Origin of the sequence: Tardiphaga sp. 20_F10_N6_6 (genome assembly GCF_052076045.1) — a bacterium.
Lineage (GTDB): Bacteria > Pseudomonadota > Alphaproteobacteria > Rhizobiales > Xanthobacteraceae > Tardiphaga > Tardiphaga robiniae.
In genome coordinates this window covers 4,107,385-4,129,089 of sequence record NZ_CP197239.1, presented here as the reverse complement: position 1 = coordinate 4,129,089, position 21,705 = coordinate 4,107,385, and the positions used below count along the sequence as shown (strand labels likewise).

The following is a 21,705-nucleotide window of genomic DNA, read 5'->3' as shown; positions in this document are numbered from 1 at the left end:
GCGGTGCAAGAAACTGCAAGGGCTTGCATGCCAGCAATTTCGTCGTGAAGGCCTGATTTACAACGGCAATTCCGGCTCGCGGCGGGCGTTGCGGCGGGCCGTGGTCTGCGACGGCGAGGAGGCCGAGCGGGCAAAACTCCAGCGGATGCTGGAGGTCTGCTGGGCGTTCTGGTGGATCACGATCTGGGCCGTCCGGCGCGGTCCGTCATTGCCCGCCAGAAACACGCTGTCCTCAAGTTCGACCTTGTCGTCGAGTGCCTCGAAGGTCCAGACGTCGCGGTTCGGCAATACCAGCATGACGCCGCGGGCGTCGCTGAGCCGGCTGGCTTTCACCGAGGGATGCAGGTGGAAGCGCAGGGCGTAGTCGGTATTGCTGCCTTTGAGCCGCGCGCCGGGCGCGGCCGCAACGATGTCCTCGCCCTCAAGTTTCGACCCGTCCTCGGAGATCATCAGCACGCGCCGATGCGTGACACCGAAGCGTGGGTGATAGCCGTCATGCGCGGTGGTCAGGATGGTGCCGTTCGAGGTGATCTCGCGATAGCTCTCCACCACATGCGGGCCGTTGACGATCGGGGCGCCCTGCAGAAACTTCTTCATCGCGCTGCGTTCGACGAACTGGCACGACGAGGTGTTGTGATAGGTCATCGTCGAATGCGCGGGCGTGCCGCGCGCGAAAGCGCGCCAGTTGTCGCGCCCGGTCGACGGCATGCCGCAATTGATGACGATGCGGCTCGGGCCGGACGACAGTTCGAACGACAACGTGCCGGCATGCGCGTCATGACTGACGCTCGGAGGCGGCGGCGGGCCGGTATCGATGATCACGGTCATCTGGCCGGCTTCGAGACGCTGGAAGCCGGTATGCGGCATATGCGCCATCGGCACGCCATGCGTGTCGTCATAGGCCAGCAGCGTTGCCAGCAGATGCGATGGCGCATTGCTCATACCGTTGAACAGTGCGAACGAGCCGTCGCCATGACGGAAGAATCGCAGCATCGGCATCATGCGATCGATCGCATTCAGTAGCGCCGGCGGTGGCGCGATGTTACGGGCGGCAAAAGTCTGCCGCAGCGGCAGCAGATCGATCAGCAATTCGATCAGCGCGCCGGGGTTGCGCGAGATATGTCCGCCATCGGGCAGGATCTGGCGCTGCATTTCGTCGGAGAGTTTGCGTGTGGCGGTACGGATGTGGCGCGCTTGATTGGCGAGGCACAGCGATGCGTAGCACAGAGCAATGACCACCTGCAGCTTCGGTACGCCGTCGGGTGCATGCGACAGTGCGTAGCGTAGCGAGCGAATCTCGCGGCTGAGCGAGCGCAGATAGCGGCGATAGAATTTGCCGTCGGTATCGCCGAGTACCAGCGGTGCCTGCGATAGCAGCGAGATCACACGGCGAGCGATGACGTCGGCGCGGCGTCCGACCGGGCGCTTGCGCGACGTATTCGACATCCAGTCGTCGATCAGCGAGCGCGCATTGGCGCGGGTGATGGCAGTGTCGGCGGCGCGCAGATGCCTCAGCCAGCCAAAGCCGAGCAGCGAGACTTCCCAGTCTTCCGATGGCGGCTCCAGATCGAAGATCGAGCGACCGTGGCAGGTGACGATCTTGCCGGCGAAGACGAAGCGCCCGGCATAGATTTCGGCGGCGCGGGTGGCGTCGGTGGTGCGCAGGTCATGCGGAGCGATGATCAGGCGATCGGTGCGTCCGGGCCAGAGCCGGGCCAGCGCTGCCGATCCGCCAGACGCGCGTGACATCGCGCTCCGCGCGAAGCGGCCGAGGATCAGCCCCGAGATACGTCTGCGATGTGCGACCACGCGCGCCTTGAACTGGAAGAGAAAGGGTTGTTGCGAATCCTTTTAGCCGGAAACGCGATCCGCACACAGTACAAGGAAGCCCCCTGTGGAAGCCTCGCGAATCGGGAGATTACTCTGTGAATATCAGGATTTAATGAGTCGCGCCGCATAGAAGCCGTCGAGCCCGCCAAGCCGGGGGTCGGCATGGGGCAGATGGCTCGGCAGAGTGCGCAGATCGCCCTCGGGGGTGACGATCTCGGCCAGGCCGGCAACTTCACTGGCGTCGGCCGGGGCGCGGCGCATGCTGGAATCCTTGGCCAGCAGGTCGGCGATGGCTTGTTCGCCTTCTTCTGGCTCCAGCGAACAGGTGCAATAGACCAGGGTTCCGCCGGGCTTCAGGATGGAGGCGGCCTTCTGCAGCAGGCGCCGTTGCAGCGCGGTCAGCATGACGATGTCGGAGTCCTGCTTCAGCCAGGCGACATCGGGGTGCCGCCGGATCGTGCCGGTAGAGGAGCAGGGCGCATCCAGCAACACGCCGTCAAAACCCTCGCCGGGATATTCGGTGCCGTCGACGACGACGGTTTCGGCCTCGAGCGACAGCCGCGCCAGATTTTCGCGCAGCCGCGCCACACGGTTCGGCGAGCGGTCGATAGCAGTGACCTGTGCGCCGCCCTGGACCAATTGCGCAGTCTTGCCGCCCGGCGCGGCGCAGAGATCGACGATGCGTTTGCCCTTGAGGTCGCCGAACAGTCGTGCCGGCAGTGCCGCCGCGGCATCCTGCACCCACCACTGGCCGTCATCGAAACCGGGCAACATGGTCACCGAGCCCTGCAGCAGGGTTCGGACGGAACCGGTTGGAAGCACTTCGCCGTGCAGGCGCGTGGCCCAGGCATCGGCTTCGGATTTGACGGTGAGATCGAGTGACGGCTCATGGCTCAGCGCCACGGCCATTTCCTTGGCTGCCGTCCCGCCGTAATGGGCCGTCCAGCGCGCCATCAGCCAGGGCGGGATGTCGAGAGTCTGGGCGGCAACTTCGTCGATCAGCGGCTGGCCTTCACGGGCGCAGCGTCGCAACACGGCATTGACCAGCCCTGCATATTTCGCGGCCTTACGGTCGGATTGCACCATGCGGACCGAGAGGTCGACGGCGGCGTGATCCGGCACATCCATCCAGAGGATCTGGGCAGCACCGATCAGGAGCGCGCTCTGCGCACGCGGGGCATCGGTGGGGACACCGCGGTCGAGCAGGCGGGAGAGAATATGCCCGAGCGTACCGAGCCGGCGTAGGATCGTCGCAACCAGACGTCGCATCAGCGCGCGGTCGCGGTCGGATAGCGTTTTCAGGCCGGGATGGGCCGCGGCGCCTTCGAGCTGGTCGTCGAGGGTCCGATGCTTGTGCAATACGCCGTCGAGAATATCCGCCGCAATCCGTCGCGCGGCGAGGCCGGGGACCTCGGTTGGCGGTGCGTATCTTACTTGCGACATGCGAAAACATCACGACGGAGGGCGGGCAATGGCGCGGGCAGGCTCAGCATGCGGCCACTGGATGGGAGCGATTCTGTCGCATGCGAATATGCCAAATGTAAGAATCGCCCTTATATGCTCACAGTCGAACGGCAACTGTTCGACATTGATTTATGTAACGCGTGCCGCCCTTGCCGGTTCAGCAGGAAACCTGAGATGAACGACATTCCTTCCGAGTCCGCAACGTCTTTGCCGGAGCCTGAGCCGGTACCGAAGAAAGTTTTGACGCCCGCCGCGCAGCGCGCGCTGGCCGAGGCAGAAGAACGTCGGGCTGCAGCTGCAGCAGCACATACTGCGGCGAAAGCGAAAGAGTTCCAGGGACCTGAAGGCCCGGAGCCCACGCGCTTTGGCGACTGGGAGCGTAAGGGCATTGCGTCCGACTTCTAACTCTTCGGATCACTGAGCCAGATTCTTCTGGCTGGTTGTTTCGACTCACATTATCGCAGGACGATGACCCCAGCATCGCGCATTCACCGTGCGTCGCCGTGGCGATCCCGCATGTCCGCGGCGATGCCGTGGGTATTCGTGCTTGGCCTGGCCGCCGGCACCATGCTGCCGGTGAAGCGTTGGCTGCCGTTCCTGCCCGGCGCGGATCAGACCGAGGCGGCCCGCGATTCCGAGGCGATCGTCAGGCGCGCCGGCAATGCTGAGGCGCGCTACTCGATCGAGATGCGCTATGCCATCGACGGCGATACTTTTGGCGCGCGCGTGCATCTTGGGTCGGGTGAAGACGTCAGCGTGCGCATTCGTTTGCGTGGCATCGATGCGCCGGAGCTGAAGGGGCAATGCGCGCGCGAGATTCAGAAAGCAGAAACCGCGACGGCTGCACTGACCAAGTTGCTCCGCGAGGGAAGTCTCACGATCTACAATATCGGACCTGACAAATATCCCGGCCGCGTGGTCGCCGATGTCGCGACCAGGCAAACGCCCAACGTGTCTGCAGCAATGCTCAACGCAGGGCACGCGCGCCCGTATGGTGGCGGTCATCGTAGCGGCTGGTGCGATAGCCGATGAGATCAGCAAAACAAAAAGCCGCGCATCATGCGCGGCTTTTCAGAATAGCGAAGCTGCCAGCGATCAGCGCTGGGTGACGATCACCGGCGTGCCGACCGAGACGCGCGAATAGAGGTCGGTGATGTCTTCGTTGTACATGCGGACGCAACCGTAAGAGACATAGCCGCCGATCGAATTGGGGCGGTTGGTGCCGTGGATGGCATATTCGCCGCCGGCGAGGGTCATCGCAGCAACGCCCATCGGATTAGCTGGCGAACCGCCCGCAATCACATCGGGGATATTCGGATTGTCACGCTTGACGTCGGCGGGCGGAGCCCAGGCCGGCTGGCGGTACTTGCCGTCGATCTTGGTGGCGCCGGCCCACTGTTTGCCGGGCTTGCCGACACCGACGGGATAGCGCACGGCCTGACCCTGTTCGAGCACGAGATACAGCTTACGCTCATTGGTCTTCACGACGATGGTGCCGGGGGCATAGTCGCCGTGGAAGCCGACCACATTGGGCGCTGCCTGCGCGGCAGGGGACATCAGGGCGCCAATGACAACGGTGGCTGCCAGCGCACTAGCAATTTTCAGGGACATCGATCTCTCCAGTTCGGCCCGGCCGGTAGCGGCCGACGAGGTCGTGCCGCCTCTCAAGGCGACGAAAACAATTGCACACGGGAAATTCTCAACCAGTCGCGTAAACAACCGGTCTCTGCCAGCGCGGGGGAGTGCGCCAACGAGCGCCTAAAGAGGAAATCCACTGAACAAAGTAAATGCCCGGAAAACAACACTCGCTCTAAATTGGCCGGGGGTGGCCATCCGGCCCTGACAATCGCGTGAGGCCAGCCAGATGCAATGCGTTGGAGGTCACTAGGCCAGCGTAAAGGCCTCATGGACGGCGGATTGTACCGCGCCGCCGAGGACAGCGCCGCCACCGGCCACATAGATCCAGTCACCAATAACTGTGGCGCCGACCGCATGGCGCGGGGTCAGCATCGGCGCGTGGCTCTGCCAGGTGTCGGAGGCCGGATCGTAGCTTTCCATCTGTCCGTACACCTTGCCCTGGGTGAGCTGGCCGTTCTGCACCACGCCGGATTCTCCGCCCATGGCAAACAGCCGGTCGCGATACACGACAAGGCCATGGCCCGAACGGGTCGTCGGCAGTGCGGCGCGCAGCTCCCATGTGTCGCGCTCGGGCAGATACACATGGTGCAGATCGGTATTGTACTCGAACGTATTGAAACGCCCGCCGATCACATGGATCACGCCGCGCGTGGCGACGCAGCCGACATGGTCGCGCGCACCGGGCAGTGCCTTGCGGGTCTCCCATTTGTCGGTCTTGGGATCATAGACTTCGTGCCAACTGACACTGGCGCGCTCAGCCGCCGGTTCCGACGCGCCGCCGATCAGATGGATCTTGCCGTTCAGCGCGACCGCAGCGCCGGCACCGCGCGGTCTCGGCAACGGCGCGATCGTATCCCAGCGATTGGCAGCGACATCATAGGCATAGGCGTTCTGGTTCGAGCCGCGGTTCTGCTGCATGAAGCCGCCGAGCGCATAGACGCGGCCGGCATCGGCAGCGACCGAGACATGGTTGGCGCCGCGCGGCAGGGGCGCTGCGTCGAGCCACTGATCTGAAGCGGGATCGTAGACATGGTGATAGGGGCGGTCGACACGGCCTTCGCCGTAGCCGCCTACGATATGCATACGATCGGCCCATGATGTCGCCCAGGCCATCTCGCTGCGCGGCAACGGCAGTGCCGCACGCGATATCCACTTTCCTTGCGGCCCTTTCGGCGCCGGACTCTCTGTGACGCGCTGCGCCTCCTGCTCGGGCGTCATGTGATGCGGTACGCCGCCTTGCAATTTGGCGTAGGGCTCTTTCGACGATGGTGCCGCAGGCAATGCGGGATGACCGGCATGTTGCGCACGGGCGGAGGCTCCGCCCGCAACAACTGCAGCACTTCCCAACACGAATGACCGACGATCCACCACATCACTCCGTGTTTGCCGACAGATTGGGCGAGCGGTTACGCCCCCGGCTTCTTGTTCTGCCGATGCTCGACGAGGTCGGTGACCACGGCGGGATCGGCCAGTGTCGATGTATCACCCAGAGATGACGGTTCGTCTTCGGCGATCTTGCGCAGGATGCGGCGCATGATCTTGCCGGAGCGGGTCTTTGGCAGGCCCGGTGCGAACTGGATCAGGTCCGGCGAGGCGATCGGGCCGATGTCCTTGCGAACCCAGGCCACCAGCTCCTTGCGGAGCTCTTCCGTCGGCTCGACGCCGTTCATCAGCGTGACATAAGCGTAGATGCCCTGGCCCTTGATGTCGTGCGGATAGCCGACCACGGCGGCCTCGGACACTTTCTCATGTGCGACCAGCGACGATTCCACTTCCGCGGTGCCCATGCGGTGGCCGGAGACATTGATGACGTCGTCGACGCGGCCGGTGATCCAGTAATAACCGTCGGCATCGCGGCGGCAGCCGTCGCCGGTGAAGTACTTGTTCTTGTAGGTCGAGAAATAGGTCTGTTCGAAACGGGCGTGATCGCCATAGACCGTCCGCATCTGGCCAGGCCATGACTTGGCGATGCAGAGATTGCCCGAGGTTTCGCCCTCCAGCACCTTGCCATCGGCATCGACGATCTCGGGGACGACACCAAAGAACGGCCGCGTCGCCGAACCCGGCTTCAGTTTCGTCGCGCCGGGCAGAGGCGTGATGAGAATGCCGCCGGTCTCGGTCTGCCACCAGGTGTCGACGATCGGCGCACGCGCCTCGCCGACCACGTGATAGTACCACTCCCAGGCTTCCGGATTGATCGGCTCGCCGACCGAGCCGAGCAATCGCAGGCTCTTGCGCGAGGTTTTCTTCACCGGCTCGTCGCCGGCCTGCATCAGCGCGCGGATCGCGGTTGGCGCGGTGTAGAAGATGTTGACCTGATGCTTGTCGATGACTTCCCAGAAGCGCGACATCGACGGATAGTTCGGCACGCCTTCGAACATCAGCGTGGTCGCGCCGTTGGCCAGCGGCCCATAGAGAATGTAGCTGTGACCGGTCACCCAGCCGACGTCGGCGGTGCACCAGTAGATGTCACCCTCGTGATAGTCGAACACATATTGATGCGTCATCGAGGCGAACAGCAGATAGCCGCCGGTGGTGTGCAGCACGCCCTTGGGCTGGCCGGTGGAGCCCGACGTATAAAGGATGAACAGCGGATCTTCCGCATTCATCGGCTCGCAGGGGCATTCGGTGGTGACGACTTCGGCGGCTTCGCGGTACCAGAAGTCACGGGCCGGATCCATGTTCACCGGTGTGCCGGTGTGCTTGACCACGACGACCCAGTCGACGCCGCCGGCTTTCGCGACGGCCGCATCGACATTGTTCTTTAGCGGCACTTTCTTGCCGCCGCGCAGGCCTTCATCGGCGGTGATGATGATCTTCGACTGGCAGTCAGTGATGCGCTGCGCCAGCGAGTCCGGCGAGAAGCCGGCGAAGACCACCGAATGGACCGCGCCGATGCGCGCGCAGGCCAGCATCGCGTAGGCGGCTTCCGGAATCATCGGCAGATAGATGGTGACGCGGTCGCCTTTGCCGACATTGCGGTTGCGCAACACGTTGGCCATCTTGCAGACTTCGTCGTGCAGTTCCTGATAGCTGATGTGCTTCGACTGCGAGGGGTCGTCGCCTTCCCAGATGATCGCGGTCTGGTTGGCGCGCTTCGGTAGATGGCGGTCGATGCAGTTATAGGCGGCGTTCAATACGCCATCCTCAAACCACTTGATCGAGATCTTGCCTGGGGCAAAGGACGTGTTTTCGATCTTGGTGGGGGCGTGGCTCCAGTTGAGGCGCTTGGCCTGCTCGGCCCAGAAGCCGTTGGAATCGCTGATCGAGCGCGCATACATCTCGTTGTATTTTGCGTCATCGACGAAGGCGCGCGTCGTCCACTCAGCCGGTACGTCGTAAATCTTGTCGGACATCGTCCCCTCCACCACCGTGCGACCGCTGCGCGAATTCGCCGCCAGCCGGTTCTCGTTGCGCGCAATATGCGCCGGCGCGAGATAGCTGGACAAGCGGGGCCGGACTAGGCCTTTGGTCGGTCCGCAAGGTCGCAGCCCCAATCACGTTCGCGTTTTGACGGCCTGGAAACTTCATCATAAAGCCAATTCAGGCGCTAAACGGTAACCAGTAACCGAAATTGCGTGCCTGTGGACTCGCAATAGTTGCGGGAAGCCCCTAAATCGCCCTCGCAGGGACGGCCAAGCGGCCCGGAACCAAAAATCAATAAACGGCATTAGCAGAGACACAGGGCCGACGAGGCAGATAACACTATGATGGAACAGCAGAATTTCGCGCCTTCCCGGGCCGTTTCCGCCCGTTCCGTCGCGCGGCCAGCCCGTATGGCCAAGCCAAGCCCCGCGAGTGTGGAGGTTTTGGCCCGTGAAATGGGCCTGAAGCTCGGAGATCAGTCTGAGCTGACGATCCGCCGGCTCAAGCGCGGAAAATCTTATTCCTTCGTCAGGGCCAACGGCACCCCGATCAAGCATATCGGGACGATCAAGCGGCTGAACTCCATGGCAGTGCCCCCGGCCTATGCCGAGGTCCGCTATGCCGCTGATCCTACGTCGCATTTGCAGGCCGTAGGCCGCGACGCGGCCGGCCGCCTGCAATACCGCTATCACTCGGATTGGGAGAAAGTCCGCGAGCAACGCAAGGCGCATCGGCTGGCGAAGCTGGTGGCGGCACTGCCGAAGATCCGCCGCAACGTCTCGGCGCTTCTGGCAGGCGACGAGCCGACGCGTGAGTTCGCGCTCGCCGCTGTCATCGAACTGGTCACGCGCACCGCGATCCGTGCCGGCAATGAGAGCTATATGAAGCTGTCGGGCACCCGCGGCGCTACAACGCTGATGAAGTCGAACGTGCAGCTCGAAGACGATTGCATCGTGCTCACCTTCAAGGCCAAGGGCGGCAAGGCAGTGCGCAAGGAGTCCTATGCGTCGAAGCTCGTCCGCGCGATTGGTATCCTGCACGATGTGCCGGGCAAACGCCTGTTCCAGTATCGCGACAATGCTGGCCGCATTCACAAGGTCAACACGGCAGCAGTGAACGCCTTCCTGCGCGATATCGCCGGCATCAAGATTTCACTGAAGGATTTCCGCACTCTGATGGCGTCGGCGACGGTGGCTGAAACCCTGTCACGGATAGAGCCGGCAGCCAGTGAGCGCGGACGCAGGAAGCAGGTGCTCGAAGCCGTGCGGTCGGCGGCAGACGAGTTGCAGAACACGGCGGCGATTTGCCGCAAGAGCTATGTGCACGACACCATCGTTACGGCCTTCGAGGACGGTGTCCTCGCTCGCATCGCCGCGACGCAAACGGGCTATCGCTCGCAATCGAAGCGCGAGCAGCTTCTGGCGCAGGTGGTGGCTGAGGCGGGGTAGTTAGGCCAGCGTCCACACTGCCGTGTTCTTGATCTCTGCATCTTCAAGATCGCGCGTCACGGGCACTCTGTATTCCGCGAGCTTGCGCAATTTGTCTTTCGGCAGATAGCTGCGGCCGGGGTCGCCGATCAGGACCGTTGCACCGCGCGCCGCTTGCGCTGAAAGAAATGCAAAGGCGCGCTCGGCGGTGTCGCGTTCATAGAAAATATCGCCTGCCAGAATCGTTTGTGCGGGCGGGACAGATGAGCCGCCGAGCAGATCGTCACCGCGAGCATTGATCGTAACGCCATTTTCAGCCGCGTTCAGTGCGATGGCCGTGCGCGCAAAGGCGTCGATGTCATAGGCGAAGACGCTGCTTGCCCCTGCTTTCATCGCGGCGATGGCCACAAGCCCCGATCCTGATGCGAGATCGATGATGGTCTTTTCAGCAACATGCCCGGGATGATCGAGAACAAAGCGCGCCAGTGCCTGTCCGCCGGCCCAGGCGAAGGCCCAGAACGGTGGCGGCAGTCCGGCTTCGCCGAGTTCTTCCTCAGTCTTGCTCCACAGCGGTACGGCCTCGTCGGCTGTGTGCAGCACAATGTTCGGCACCAGTGGCACCGGTCGCAGGCGCGTATTGGCGCGGATGAAAGCTACGGGATCAGTGATTGCAAGATTGGCCGCGCCGTTGGCGCTCACAATCCGCCCATTTTGCAGACGAGCTTCCACTCCTCCGCGGTCACCGGCTGCACCGAGAGCCGCGACAGTTTCAGCAGCGCCATCTCGCCGAGCTTTGGCTCGGCCTTCACGGCAACGAGCGTCACCGGCGTCTTCAAAGGCTTGTCGGCGGCAATGTCGACGCAGACGAACTTGCCGGATTCATCGGTCGGGTCGGGATAATGCTCTTTCACGATCTCGACGATCCCGACAACTTCCTTGCCTTCGTTGGAATGATAGAAGAAGGCGCGATCGCCTTTCTTCATGGCCATCATGTTGAGCTTGGCGCTGTGGTTGCGCACGCCGGTCCAGGCTTCGCCCTTTTTGCCCTTGGCGACCTGTTGATCCCATGACCATACAGATGGCTCCGATTTCACCAGCCAGTATTTCATCTTGCCTCTAACCTTCTGCCTTGAACGGCCGCGTCAGCAGGCCATCGATTGCCTGATCGATGGTTGCCTGGCCGGCCAGAATTGCCGCCACGGCCTTTGCCACCGGCATATCGACGCCCTTCGATGTCGCAAGCTCGATCAGCACCGGCGCCGTGAACTCACCTTCGGCAAGTTTGCCAGGCGCCGGCTGTTCACCGCGGCCCAATGCAACGCCGAGCGAAAAATTACGCGATTGCGCGCTCGAACAGCTCAAGATCAGATCGCCAAGACCTGACAGTCCCGACAGCGTCTCGGTGCGCGCGCCACATGCGATGCCTAGTCGCAGTAATTCGCTGAAGCCGCGCGTCGTGAGTGCTGCAAGGGCCGACGCGCCGAGCTGCTTGCCGGCGACGATACCCGCCGCAATTGCCAGTACGTTCTTCGCCGCACCGCCGATCTCGACGCCGCGCACATCGGTGGAGTGATAGGGACGGAACGTCGCCGAACCCAGGGCCTGCACGAGCGCGACAGCGATATCTTCGTCGGCGCAGGCGAGTGTCACTGCTGTGGGCAGGCCCGCTGCGACATCGTCGGCGAAATTCGGTCCCGACAGAATGGCAGGGATCGCATGCGGTGCGACGTCGGCGATGACTTCCGTCATGAATTTGTGACTGCCGCGCTCGATGCCCTTGGCGCAGGCGACCACCGGAACGCCTGCCGGCAATAGCGGCGCGAGCGCCGTCAATGCCTCGCGCAACTGTTGCGACGGGACGGCGAGCAGAATGATATCGGCGCGCGCTGACAGCGAAAGATCGGCGGTGACGAAGACAGAGTCATCGATGGCAGCGCCGGGCAATCTCGGATTGGCGCGCGATACCTGCATCAGTTCGGCGGCTGCAGTCGAGCGTGCATAGAGCACGACCTCGCGGCCGGCGCGCGCCGCGACATCGGCCAGCGCCGTGCCGTAAGCACCAGCGCCGATCACCGCCACAGAGTTTAAGTCGGCCATGATGTTCCCGTCAGTAAGCCGCGCGGGATTTGGAATGGCCTGCCGGCGCGTTGGCGTCAGCGTCGAGCAGCCAGCGCGCGCGGGGCGGTGCTTCCATCGTGTCGGTGAGTCCCAGCGCAAGGCGCTCTGCGCCGGCCCAGGCGATCATCGCGCCGTTGTCGGTGCACAGTGCCGGCGGCGGGATGATCAGCGTGGTCTGCGCTTTTGCGGCGACGGCCTGCAGCGCACCGCGGATCGCCTGGTTGGAGGCGACACCCCCTGCCGCGACCAGTGCATGCGGCGGGCCGAATTGGTCTTCGAACAATCTGAGGCCGACGCTCAATCGATCCGCCGTCGATTCCAGCGCCGCCGCCTGGAAGCTGGCGCAGAGATCCGCGATGTCCTGCTCTTCCAAAGGAATGAGCCGGCTGGCCTCGTTGCGTACCGCAGTCTTGAGACCTGACAGCGAAAAATTCGCATCGGGCCGGCCAAGCATCGGCCGCGGAAACGCAAAGCGCTTGGGATCGCCACCGGCAGCAGCCCGCTCCACTTGCGGACCGCCGGGATAGGGCAGGCCGAGCATCTTGGCGACCTTGTCGAAGGCTTCGCCCATGGCGTCATCGACGGTGGTGCCGAGCCGGACGTAGTGGCCGACGCCGAGCACCGCGACGATCTGGGTATGACCGCCGGAAACGAGAAACAGGCAATACGGAAACGCCAAGGAAGTGGTCAGCCGCGGCGTCAGCGCATGGGCTTCGAGATGGTTCACGGCCACCAGCGGGGTGTCATGCACCATGGCTATGGCTTTTGCGGTGGTGAGACCAACAATGACGCCGCCAATCAGGCCGGGTCCGGCGGCTGCGGCCACACCGCTCAGTTGCGCGAAATTGACGTCGGCGTCCTTCATGGCGCGGCCGACGATGCCGTCGAGCAGGTCGATATGGGCGCGCGCGGCGATCTCGGGCACCACGCCGCCATAGGGCGCGTGGTCACCGATCTGCGAATGGACGATATTGGACAGGATCTTGCCGCTGCCGTCGGGCTGGCGTTCGATGACGGCGGCCGCGGTCTCATCGCAGGTCGTCTCGATTCCCAGCACCAGCATCGGTTGGTCGGTGGTCACTATCGGTCCTTGCTAAATCAGCCAAATCCGGGCTTTTCCTGTCCCCGGCGTAGCATTGCGGGGTTGCAAGGTGCAATCACTCGATGCCCTGCGTGGCATGCGAGACCCCCGAAACCGGACCTCAGATATGGCTATTCTCGTCACTCGCCCGCAGCCGGACACTACCAGCACCGCCGCCGCCTTGCGCGCGCGGGGCTTTGAGGTGCTGGCGGCGCCGATGCTGCGCTTCGAAAAGGTGATGCTGTCCATCGATTCGGATGCGGATTTCGGCGCGGTGATCGTGACGTCCTCCAATGCGCTACGCGCACTCGCCGATCAGCCGGTGCAGGCAACCCTGCTTCACCTGCCGCTGTTCGCGGTCGGCGACCGGACCGCAGAGGCCGCGCGCGATCTCGGCTTTGCCAAGGTCGTGTCCGCCGAAGGTGATGCTGCGGCGCTGCGGGACCTATTGACGGAGAGCAGCAAGAGCAAGCTGCTGAACAAGACCCGCCCGCTCCTTTATCTGGCCGGCGCCGATCTTGCGCGGGATCTCGCTGGCGAACTCGGTGCGCGTGGTTTCACGGTGGTGACACAAACCACCTACCGGATGATGCCGGTGGCCGATCTGCCGAATGATGTTGCTGCGGCCTTCGTGGCCGGCAGAATCGAGGCCGTGCTGCATTATTCGCGGCGGAGCGCGCGGGCATTCTTCCAGGCGGTGGGCTTGTCGGGCGTCGAGATCGCTGCCCTCGCAGTTCCACACTATTGCCTTTCAGCTGCGGTCGGCACGATTGCGCATGATGCCGGGGCTACCCAGGTCGTGGTGGCGCAGACTCCGGACGAAAATGCCCTGTTCGCTGCGCTGGAACGTGCCATCGCGCCATTATCGCGTTAAGACTGCTGTGACCAAATCCCGGTAGGGATCGGGCATGCCACGAGGGAACCGACGCGATGGCCGACGATAGCGATACAGGATCGTCTCCGGATGCCGGTCGGCCCAAGCGGCCGCCGCCAACCATCGAATTGACGGCTGCCGAGGTCACCGAGCGTCCGGCTGCAGCGGAGCCTGCGCTACCGGAAACAGCATCGGAGTCCATCGATACCGCGCCGTCGGACATGCCGCCGTCCGAACCCGCCGCGGAGGCTGGGGCTGAAAAGCAGGCGCCCGTCTCGCCTGCGCGTGCACCTGTCTTGGTTCCCGCCGCCGTTGGCGCGGTTGCCGGTGCGTTTGTCGCCGGGATCGCATGGTTCGGCCTGAGCGGCATTGCTTCGAGCGACAAGGCAGATGTCGATGCGCTGACCTCTCGCGTTGCACAGATCGAAGCGCGCCCGCTTGCTGCGCCGGATACGGGTCTGGCAACGCGGATCGATACGCTTGAGAAATCCATCGTGGGATTGCGCGGCGATCTCACTGCCGCGAAGGCGCAATCGGATCGTGTCGTCGCCGACATCAATCAACTCAAATCCGCGCCGCGCACCGCGACCGGTGTGGTCGATCTCGGGCCGATCAATGAGCGGCTCGGGCAGATCGAACGTGCAGCCGACGAGTTGAAGTCTTCGGCCGCCCAACAGAATACCAAACCTTTCGATGACACGGTCTTGCGCCGTGTCGTTGTGGCATCGTTGCTCGATACGTCGGTGCGCCAGGGTGAGCCCTTTGCGACGGCGCTTGCGGCGGTCAAACCGCTTGCCGGCAATGCCAATCAGCTGAAGCCGCTCGATGCGTTTGCAATGACGGGCGTACCAAACGCAGTCGCACTCAGCCGTGAACTGCTTGCAGTGTTACCGAAGCTCACACCCGCGCCGGCGGACACGCCTGCGGTAGGCGCAGGTTTCATGGATCGTCTGCAGGCCGGCGCGGCCAAGCTGGTGCGCATCGAGCGCACCGATGCTGTCGGCGCGGGTAGCAACAGCGGCGCTGTGTCACGCGCGTCTGCGGCTGCGCGCAGCAACGATATCGCCACGGCCAGGCGCGAGTTGCTGACGCTGTCGCCAGCGGATCGTGCCGTGGTTCAGCCCTGGCTCGATAGAGTCGATATGCGCGATGCAGCGCTGGCGGCTTCACGTCAATTCGCAGCCGACGCGATGGCGGCGCTTTCCAAACCAGCGCCATAGGAATCCGATGTTCCGCATTATTCTGTTTCTTGTGTTGATAGCACTTGCGGCCGCTGGCGCCGCCTGGGTCGCCGATCAGCCCGGCGATGTCGTGATATCCTGGGGCGTCTGGCGCGCTTCGCCGTCGGTGCCGGTGTTTGTGCTGGTGCTCGGCCTGACAATCGTCGCGGTGGTGTTCGCCTGGTCGCTCCTGCGTGGTTTGTGGGGCGCGCCGAAGCGAATGCGCCGTCGTCGCCATGAAAAGCGTCAGGCGCGCGGGCGTCAGGCCATCACCCATGGTCTGCTGGCGATCGGGCAGGGCGATGGCCACGCCGCGCGGCGTCATGCCGATATCGCCAAACGTTTGACGACTGACGATCCGCTCGCTCTGTTGCTGCATGCCCAGTCCGCCCAGCTCGATGGCGACCGCGCCGGTGCGCATCGTGCGTTTCAGGCGATGGCTGAGCGTGGCGATACGCGGCTGCTGGGTCTGCGCGGTCTGTTCATCCAAGCGCAGCGCAGCGACGATCCCGTCGCCGCCGTGACGATTGCCGAAGAAGCGCTTAAATTATCGCCGGCATCGACATGGGCGTCGCAAGCCGTTCTTGGCTTCCGCTGCGCGCAGAGCGATTGGACCGGCGCGCTGAAAATCCTCGACAACAATTTTGCCTCTGGCCTGATCGATCGCGCGGCGTTTCGTCGGCAGCGCGGCGTGCTGCTCACCGCGCGTGCGCTGGAGCTTGAGACACAAGATCGCGATCTGTCCCGCGACAGCGTGACCGAGGCGATCAAGCTTGCGCCAACTTTGGTGCCGGCCGCCGTTCTCGCCAGCCGATTCCAGAGCGAGGCGCATCAGACCCGTCGGGCAATGAAGATCATCGAGACAGCGTGGCTGGCGCAGCCGCATCCGGATCTCGCCGACGCCTATGCCCATGTGAAGCTCGGCGATTCCGCGCGGCAGCGGCTGGTGCGTGTCGAGACGCTGGCGTCGAAAGCGCCAGGCCATATCGAAGGCGCGCTGGCGATTGCCCGAGCGGCCATCGATGCCGCCGAATTCACACGCGCCCGCGAAGCACTGGCGCCGTTCACGACCGATTCCACCCAGCGCGTTGCGATGCTGATGGCGGAAATCGAACGTACCGAACATGGCGACAGCGGCCGCGCCCGCGCCTGGACATTGCGTGCCGTGCGAGCGTTGCATGATCCGGTCTGGACCGCCGACGGCTATGTGTCCGATCGCTGGCGGCCGGTGTCGCCGGTCACCGGCCGAATTGATGCGTTCCAGTGGCAGACGCCGCTGGCCGCGCTGCCGTCGGACAGGGCCTCGACGATTGAGACCGAGATTTTGCGCGAAACCGTGCTGGCTCCGCCGCCCGCGATGCCAAAACCCGTGGTGCCCGTGCCAGCCGAGATCACGCCTGTCGCGCCGGTTCAGGATCTCGCGGCGGAACCTGAAGTACCAGCACAGCCCGAACCGGTGGCCGCTGCCACGCTCGAGCCCGCCGAGGCGCCGCCGCCGCTCCCGAAACCGGCCCCCGCGCCGCCACCGCTGTTCCGTGATCGCACCGATATCGCCAGCGCCGCTAAGCCCGCTGTCGCCATTCCAGCCGTCATTCCCATCGTCAGGCCCCCGGACGATCCCGGCGTGGACGAGGCAGACGATTATCGCGATGAATTCGCCGAGCTGAATGCAGGCCAGCAACAGGGCGGTTGGCGCGGGTTTCTACGGCGCTGGGGCGGATAACAGCCCCGATTCAGGCCCAAATGGCCGGTTTCAGTGGGTGGTTCGTTGCGCTTTTCGGTCGCGAGATTAGCCGCCGCTTCTTGCAAAGCAACGCCACGGGCGATATCAGATGCCCCAGCGTTTTCGGCCGAAAAGCCGAATCGCCGCTTGGTTCGCCGCAATAGCTCAGTTGGTAGAGCACGTCATTCGTAATGACGGGGTCACAGGTTCGAGTCCTGTTTGCGGCACCAATTGCGCTCCGGCGCCATCCGTTTCAGTCGCAGCAGTCAGTCGCAGCTTTGGTGCCTTACGCGGCGGTGGCCGGCATTTCCAGGTCGGCCCAGATCTTGGCGAAATAAGCCTGGAAGGCAGCGTCGGTGCGCAGCGCCACGGGATCGCGGCCTGCTTTGGGCAGATCGATGACATGCAGCGCCCGCACGGTCGCCGGACGTGCGCTCAGCACCAGAACGCGGTCGGCCATGGCGATGGCTTCGCCGATGTCATGGGTGACCAGAATGGCGCTCTTGCCGTTTTCGGCGATGATGCGTGACACGTCGGCCTGCAGCAGCAGGCGGGTCTGGAAATCCAGCGCCGAGAACGGCTCATCCAGCAGGATCACCTGCGGGTCGAAGGCCAGCGTGCGCATGATGGCCACGCGCTGGCGCATGCCGCCTGACAAGGTTGCGGGCTTGGCGTTCTCGAAACCGGCCAGGCCGTAGGCGCGGATCAATTTCATGGCGATGTCGCGCGACGTCTGTCGCGGCGCACCGCGCACTTCCAAGCCGAGCATCACATTGTCGATGACGGAACGCCACGGCAGCAGCAGATCCTTCTGGAGCATATAGCCGACATGTCCTGCGGCGTCGTCGACGCGAATGCCTGCGACCTCGACATGGCCGCGCGTCGGTTTCAGCAAACCGGCAATGACATTGAACAATGTGGACTTGCCGCAGCCGGACGGGCCGACGATCGCCAGCGTCTCGCCCTGCCGCAGCTCGAAGCTGACGTCGCGGATGGCTTCGACATATTGCTTGCCGCTTCCGAATGATGCGCCGACCTGTTCGGCCTTGAGTACGGCGGATGTGGTCGAGGTCGGTGTTGCGAGTTGCGTCATAGCGTTCATGCGTCCACCTCGCTGCAGAAGCCGAGCAGCATGTTATTGAAAACATCGGGTATCACGGCGGTGAAGGCATGGGCGCCCCATTCCACTTCGCGCATGCGCGCGCCCGGAATGGCGGCAGCCAGTTGTTGCGAGAGATAGGCCGGCACCAGACTGTCGTCTCGCGATGAGGCCAGCAGTGTCGGCGTTGCAATGGTCGCGAGAGCGTCGCCGGGGTCGAAGGCGAGAAACATGTCGATCCGTGCGTTCATCGTCGCCGCTGTCGGGAAGTGTGCGAGGATGCGCTCTTCTTCCGCGTCAAGCTGCGCGGCATTGTCGGAAATCCATCGCGGCGGATAGAGAAACAGCGGCTGCGCACGCACATAGGCTTTCGGGCCGGACTGATTCAGGATCTGTTTGCGCACTTCAAAACAGCGCCGCAGGAACGGATCGGCGCGACCCCAGCCGTTCACCACCACCAGGCTGCGCAAGCGCGCGGGGTCGCGCAGGGCAAGTTCAATTCCGACGATGCCGCCGATGGCATGGCCCACTACATGTGCATTGCTGACACCGGCATGGTCGAGCACATGCGCGATGTCGTTGGCCATGCCCGAGATTGATCGTGGCGGCGCGGTGTTATCAGCGCTGCGGCCGGTGCCGACGTGGTCGTAGAGGATGACCTGGTGGCGCTGCGCGAGTGTTGCGACCTGTGGCGTCCAGAACGATCCGCTGCCGCCCATGCCGGCCGACATGAGGATCGCCGTTCCGTGTCCATGAGTTTCGTAATAGATGTCGGCGTCACCGCCGCTTGCATAGGGCATGGGTTGTCTTGCGGGTTCGAGCGATGGAAAGTCAGAAGCGCAGGCGGCGTTCGAGAATGTCGATCGCGCCGTACATCAGTAGCGCCACGGCCATGAGCGCGGCGATGCCGACCCACACGGCGTTCAAATCGTAGAGCACGCCGGCATAATAGATCATGTAGCCGAGGCCCTCTTTCGAGGCGATGTATTCGCCGACGACTGCGCCGATCAGCGCGAAGCCGACATTGAGACGGAAGGCGGACACGATCCACGGCATGGCGCCCGGAATGACGACAGTACGCCAGGTCTTCCATCGGCTGGCACCGAGCGAGCGCATCAACTTGATCAGGTCGCTATCGACTTCCTTGGCGCCCTGTTGCGCGGTGATCACCGCGACGATGAAGGTAATGATGGCGGCGATGGCGATCTTCGACGAGATGCCGATTCCGAACCACACGATAATCAAGGGTGCGAGTGCGATCTTCGGCAAGCCGTTGAGCGCGATGAGATAGGGGCGCAGCACCGCCGCGCTGGTGGGAAACAGCCAGAGCAGCAGCCCGACGGCGCTGCCGGCAATAGTGCCGATCAGGAATCCGGCGATGGCTTCCCAGGCAGTCAGCGCAGCATCGCGCAGGAGTTCTCCGTTGGCGATCAGAATAGAGGCCTTGGCGAAGATGCCGCTTGGCCGTCCGTAGAGATAGACCGCGATCCATTTGAAGCTAATCGCAATTTCCCAGGCAGCAAGTAACAGAGCTAGCAGTGCCACTTGCAGCAGCGCGATCCGCAGGACCGGCGGCATCAGCCGCCGCGCGACATTGGCTTGGGTGGCTTCGATGGTCGTCACATCAAGCTCGCTTGTGTGCGATCGACGCGATCTCGACGAGGCAATCCGGTTTCACCAGTCCGCACTGGATGCAGTAGCGAGCCGGCTTCTCGCCGGGGAAGTATTCGGCATAGACCTTATTGACGGCGCCGTAATTGGCCCAATCGGTTACGAAGATGGAGTTGAAGGTGACATCGGCCATCGTGGCGCCTGCGGCAGTCAGCACGCTCTTGATCGTCTCAAGGATGTGCCGGGTCTGCGCCGCCGCATCGCCGACATGAACGACGTCGTTGTTCTTGTCGAAGGCCAGCGTGCCGGACACATAGATCACGCCGTCGGCCATCATGCCGGGCGAGTAAGGTGCGAGCGGCGGATGAGTGCCGGGCGGAATAATCGCGCGATCTGTCATGGGATCCTCAGGCTTTCGTGGAGGTTTCAGTCTGCGCGAATGCGCGGCGGAAATCGGCCGTGCTGGAAACCCAGCCGAAGAAGGTTTCGATGTTGAAGACAGCCGCCTTCTGGACGTAGTCGGGGCCGGCCTGATGCGTGGCGTCTTCGAGCATCACGCCGAAATATTCGAGATGGAAGCCGTCGCGCAGGGTCGATTCCACGCAAACATTGGTGGCAACTCCGCAGAAGACGAGATTGCGGATGCCGCGCGCGCGCAGGATGCTGTCGAACTGGCTGTTGAAGAAGCCGCTGTAGCGCGGCTTCGGTACCACGATGTCGCCGGGCTGCGGCTGGAGTTCATCGACGAGCGCATAGTCCCAGCCACCCTTGGCGAGTAGGCTGCCTTGCAATTCCGGGCGCGCGCGCATGGTCTTGAGTGCGTTCGATTTGTGCCAGTTCGGGGATCCCGGACCGCCGGCCTCGACATAGTCGGCGTCCCAGCCGTTCTGGAAATAGATCACAGTGACGCCGGCCTCGCGCGCGACCTCCAGCGTCTCCTTGACGGCCATGATCGCTGCCTTGGCGCCGGTCACGTCGAAGCCCGCGAGATCCAGATAGCCGTTCGGCGACGCGTAGGCGTTCTGCATGTCGACCACGATGACTGCGGTCTCCTCGACCGCGAGCCGCAACGGCTCGGGGCGTGCGGGCAAGGTGACGTAGCGCCGTTCAGGCGGAAAGCTGGTTGAGACCGACATCACGCCAATCCGAATTCTTTGGTCGCTTTCTCGGCGAAGCGATTGTCGACCATTTGTGCATAGGGAAGCGTCGTTGAGACTGCGCCGCCGCCTTGTTCCAGCAACATCGCGCGATCCCATTCCTCGGCGGAGATGGTGGGGTTTTTCGGAATCGCCGTCTTGCTGCCAAAGAAATTCTTCGTCGCATTTCCGACGACCGAGGGCGAGACTTTCGGAAAGTACTTCTCTGCGACCTCGGTGAAGACCGCATTGTTCTCGTGCATCATCTTCTGCGCCTCGGCGATGGCGTTACAGAAGCCTTGCACCGCCTCCGGGTTGGAGGCGATCACGTCTTCGGTGGCCATGGCCGTCGTGAAACACAGCGGACCAAGCAGATCGGCAAATGATAGCGACGGTACGAGGCCAAACTGTTCGGCGCCGATGCTGATGTCCCATTCGAATGCGGTGGCGATGTCGGCACGGCCATCCTTGACGGCTGCAGCCTGGGCGCCCGGTGGCAATTCCAGGAAGGTGACGCCGGCTTCCTTGGGGTCGAACTTGCCGACCGTCTTCATGGCATAGGTTGGGACCTGGATCGTCGAGGACGGGAATTTCAGCGTCGCGATGGTCTTGCCGCGCAGATCATCGATGGTGGTGATCTTGGTGTCCGGGCGGGTCATTCCCCACATCGACACGCCGCCGACGATCTTGGCGATATTCTTGATCTTGCCGCCTTCACGCGTGGCGTTGACCGACATGCCAGGGCTGGTGACGCCGATCTGGCCGCGGCCGGACAGCAGGATCGGCACCGGCAGGGCGATGCCGCCCGCGGTCGACAGGTCGGTGTCGAGGCCGTGCTTGGTGAACAAGCCTTTGTCGGTTGCGACATAGAGCGAGGCATACATGCCGAGCCGGATGGCTTCCGACACCAGCACCTTGCGGCCGGCGGCAAAGGCCGGGCCTCCCAGGCCAGCAAACGGGGCCGCTGCGGCGCCGATGAGCGAATATTTGAGTAGGTTGCGCCTGTCGATCATGCCTCTGTCCCTCGCCGCCATTGCCGATGTCAGATGGTGCGCTGCATAGTTTTTAGCCGCTGCGCGTTTTCGCATAAAATTCTTGCACCCGTTAATTTCATTAAC

At 63.4% G+C, this 21,705-nt stretch carries 21 protein-coding genes and 1 tRNA gene; 7 read left to right on the top strand and 15 right to left on the bottom strand.

Annotation, left to right across the window (positions count from 1 at the left end; translation table 11 throughout):
• Positions 1-57 precede the first annotated feature (57 nt).
• Together AB7813_RS19855 and AB7813_RS19850 are read right to left on the bottom strand one after the other, a co-directional pair.
• Positions 58-1,749: a heparinase II/III family protein gene (locus AB7813_RS19855; protein WP_441228299.1), complete on the bottom strand. Its 1,692-nt coding sequence runs from the start codon at positions 1,747-1,749 to the stop codon at positions 58-60.
• A gap of 183 nt (positions 1,750-1,932) precedes the next feature.
• On the bottom strand, positions 1,933-3,273 hold the full coding sequence (locus AB7813_RS19850; protein ID WP_120287647.1) for a transcription antitermination factor NusB: 1,341 nt from the start codon (positions 3,271-3,273) through the stop codon (positions 1,933-1,935).
• Positions 3,274-3,468: 195 nt separating this feature from the next.
• On the opposite strand from AB7813_RS19850, the gene AB7813_RS19845 reads away from it, so the two are divergent.
• Both AB7813_RS19845 and AB7813_RS19840 read left to right on the top strand, forming a co-directional pair.
• Positions 3,469-3,699 (top strand): DUF1674 domain-containing protein, encoded by a 231-nt coding sequence (locus AB7813_RS19845; protein WP_441228298.1) that lies wholly within the window; start codon positions 3,469-3,471, stop codon positions 3,697-3,699.
• A gap of 111 nt (positions 3,700-3,810) precedes the next feature.
• On the top strand, positions 3,811-4,326 hold the full coding sequence (locus tag AB7813_RS19840) for a thermonuclease family protein (protein WP_441228297.1): 516 nt from the start codon (positions 3,811-3,813) through the stop codon (positions 4,324-4,326).
• Positions 4,327-4,389: 63 nt separating this feature from the next.
• On the opposite strand, the gene AB7813_RS19835 is transcribed toward AB7813_RS19840, so the two are convergent.
• From AB7813_RS19835 to acs, 3 genes are all read right to left on the bottom strand, one after another.
• A complete protein-coding gene (locus AB7813_RS19835; RefSeq protein WP_309941643.1) occupies positions 4,390-4,905 on the bottom strand; it encodes a L,D-transpeptidase in 516 nt (171 codons plus the stop codon).
• 273 nt (positions 4,906-5,178) lie between these two features.
• Positions 5,179-6,300 (bottom strand): Kelch repeat-containing protein, encoded by a 1,122-nt coding sequence (locus tag AB7813_RS19830; RefSeq protein ID WP_441228296.1) that lies wholly within the window; start codon positions 6,298-6,300, stop codon positions 5,179-5,181.
• A gap of 38 nt (positions 6,301-6,338) precedes the next feature.
• Positions 6,339-8,288 (bottom strand): acetate--CoA ligase, encoded by a 1,950-nt coding sequence (acs, locus tag AB7813_RS19825; RefSeq protein ID WP_441228980.1) that lies wholly within the window; start codon positions 8,286-8,288, stop codon positions 6,339-6,341.
• A gap of 351 nt (positions 8,289-8,639) precedes the next feature.
• Here acs and AB7813_RS19820 point away from each other — a divergent pair, with 351 nt between their 5' ends.
• Positions 8,640-9,746: a DNA topoisomerase IB gene (locus AB7813_RS19820; RefSeq protein ID WP_441228295.1), complete on the top strand. Its 1,107-nt coding sequence runs from the start codon at positions 8,640-8,642 to the stop codon at positions 9,744-9,746.
• On the opposite strand, the gene AB7813_RS19815 is transcribed toward AB7813_RS19820, so the two are convergent.
• Genes AB7813_RS19815 through tsaD form a run of 4 tightly spaced genes read right to left on the bottom strand, consistent with a single transcriptional unit; the run spans position 9,747 to position 12,906 of the window.
• Positions 9,747-10,424, bottom strand: coding sequence for a class I SAM-dependent methyltransferase (locus AB7813_RS19815; protein ID WP_441228294.1), 678 nt, complete (start codon positions 10,422-10,424; stop codon positions 9,747-9,749).
• Entirely contained in the window at positions 10,421-10,834 is a 414-nt protein-coding gene (locus tag AB7813_RS19810; RefSeq protein ID WP_093757772.1) for an EVE domain-containing protein, read from the bottom strand. Before AB7813_RS19810 ends, AB7813_RS19815 begins: the two co-directional genes overlap by 4 nt.
• Positions 10,835-10,841: 7 nt before the next feature.
• Complete coding sequence (locus tag AB7813_RS19805) at positions 10,842-11,822, bottom strand: NAD(P)H-dependent glycerol-3-phosphate dehydrogenase (protein ID WP_439065397.1); 981 nt, start codon at positions 11,820-11,822, stop codon at positions 10,842-10,844.
• A 10-nt stretch (positions 11,823-11,832) separates the two neighbouring features.
• Complete coding sequence (tsaD, locus tag AB7813_RS19800; RefSeq protein ID WP_439065937.1) at positions 11,833-12,906, bottom strand: tRNA (adenosine(37)-N6)-threonylcarbamoyltransferase complex transferase subunit TsaD; 1,074 nt, start codon at positions 12,904-12,906, stop codon at positions 11,833-11,835.
• A 145-nt stretch (positions 12,907-13,051) separates the two neighbouring features.
• On the opposite strand from tsaD, the gene AB7813_RS19795 reads away from it, so the two are divergent.
• The 4 genes from AB7813_RS19795 (at position 13,052) to AB7813_RS19780 (ending at position 16,971) form a co-directional block, all read left to right on the top strand.
• The gene (locus tag AB7813_RS19795) at positions 13,052-13,798 is read left to right on the top strand and encodes a uroporphyrinogen-III synthase (RefSeq protein WP_231078673.1); all 747 of its coding nucleotides are present in this window, start codon (positions 13,052-13,054) and stop codon (positions 13,796-13,798) included.
• A gap of 56 nt (positions 13,799-13,854) precedes the next feature.
• Positions 13,855-15,018: a COG4223 family protein gene (locus tag AB7813_RS19790; RefSeq protein WP_439065396.1), complete on the top strand. Its 1,164-nt coding sequence runs from the start codon at positions 13,855-13,857 to the stop codon at positions 15,016-15,018.
• Positions 15,019-15,025: 7 nt separating this feature from the next.
• Entirely contained in the window at positions 15,026-16,741 is a 1,716-nt protein-coding gene (locus AB7813_RS19785) for a heme biosynthesis protein HemY (RefSeq protein WP_441228293.1), read from the top strand.
• A gap of 154 nt (positions 16,742-16,895) precedes the next feature.
• Positions 16,896-16,971: transfer RNA gene (locus AB7813_RS19780), tRNA-Thr, on the top strand.
• A gap of 56 nt (positions 16,972-17,027) precedes the next feature.
• Here AB7813_RS19780 and AB7813_RS19775 read toward each other — a convergent pair.
• Genes AB7813_RS19775 through AB7813_RS19750 form a run of 6 tightly spaced genes read right to left on the bottom strand, consistent with a single transcriptional unit; the run spans position 17,028 to position 21,600 of the window.
• Entirely contained in the window at positions 17,028-17,843 is an 816-nt protein-coding gene (locus AB7813_RS19775; protein ID WP_231078676.1) for an ABC transporter ATP-binding protein, read from the bottom strand.
• Complete coding sequence (gene rutD / locus AB7813_RS19770) at positions 17,840-18,640, bottom strand: pyrimidine utilization protein D (RefSeq protein ID WP_439065394.1); 801 nt, start codon at positions 18,638-18,640, stop codon at positions 17,840-17,842. The genes AB7813_RS19775 and rutD overlap by 4 nt, the downstream gene beginning before the upstream one ends.
• Positions 18,641-18,671: 31 nt before the next feature.
• A complete protein-coding gene (locus AB7813_RS19765) occupies positions 18,672-19,463 on the bottom strand; it encodes an ABC transporter permease (RefSeq protein ID WP_089263216.1) in 792 nt (263 codons plus the stop codon).
• Position 19,464: 1 nt separating this feature from the next.
• On the bottom strand, positions 19,465-19,851 hold the full coding sequence (gene rutC / locus AB7813_RS19760; RefSeq protein ID WP_093757765.1) for a pyrimidine utilization protein C: 387 nt from the start codon (positions 19,849-19,851) through the stop codon (positions 19,465-19,467).
• Positions 19,852-19,858: 7 nt separating this feature from the next.
• Entirely contained in the window at positions 19,859-20,587 is a 729-nt protein-coding gene (gene rutB, locus AB7813_RS19755; protein WP_184512468.1) for a pyrimidine utilization protein B, read from the bottom strand.
• A complete protein-coding gene (locus AB7813_RS19750) occupies positions 20,587-21,600 on the bottom strand; it encodes an ABC transporter substrate-binding protein (protein ID WP_309941677.1) in 1,014 nt (337 codons plus the stop codon). The genes rutB and AB7813_RS19750 overlap by 1 nt, the downstream gene beginning before the upstream one ends.
• Positions 21,601-21,705 lie beyond the last annotated feature (105 nt).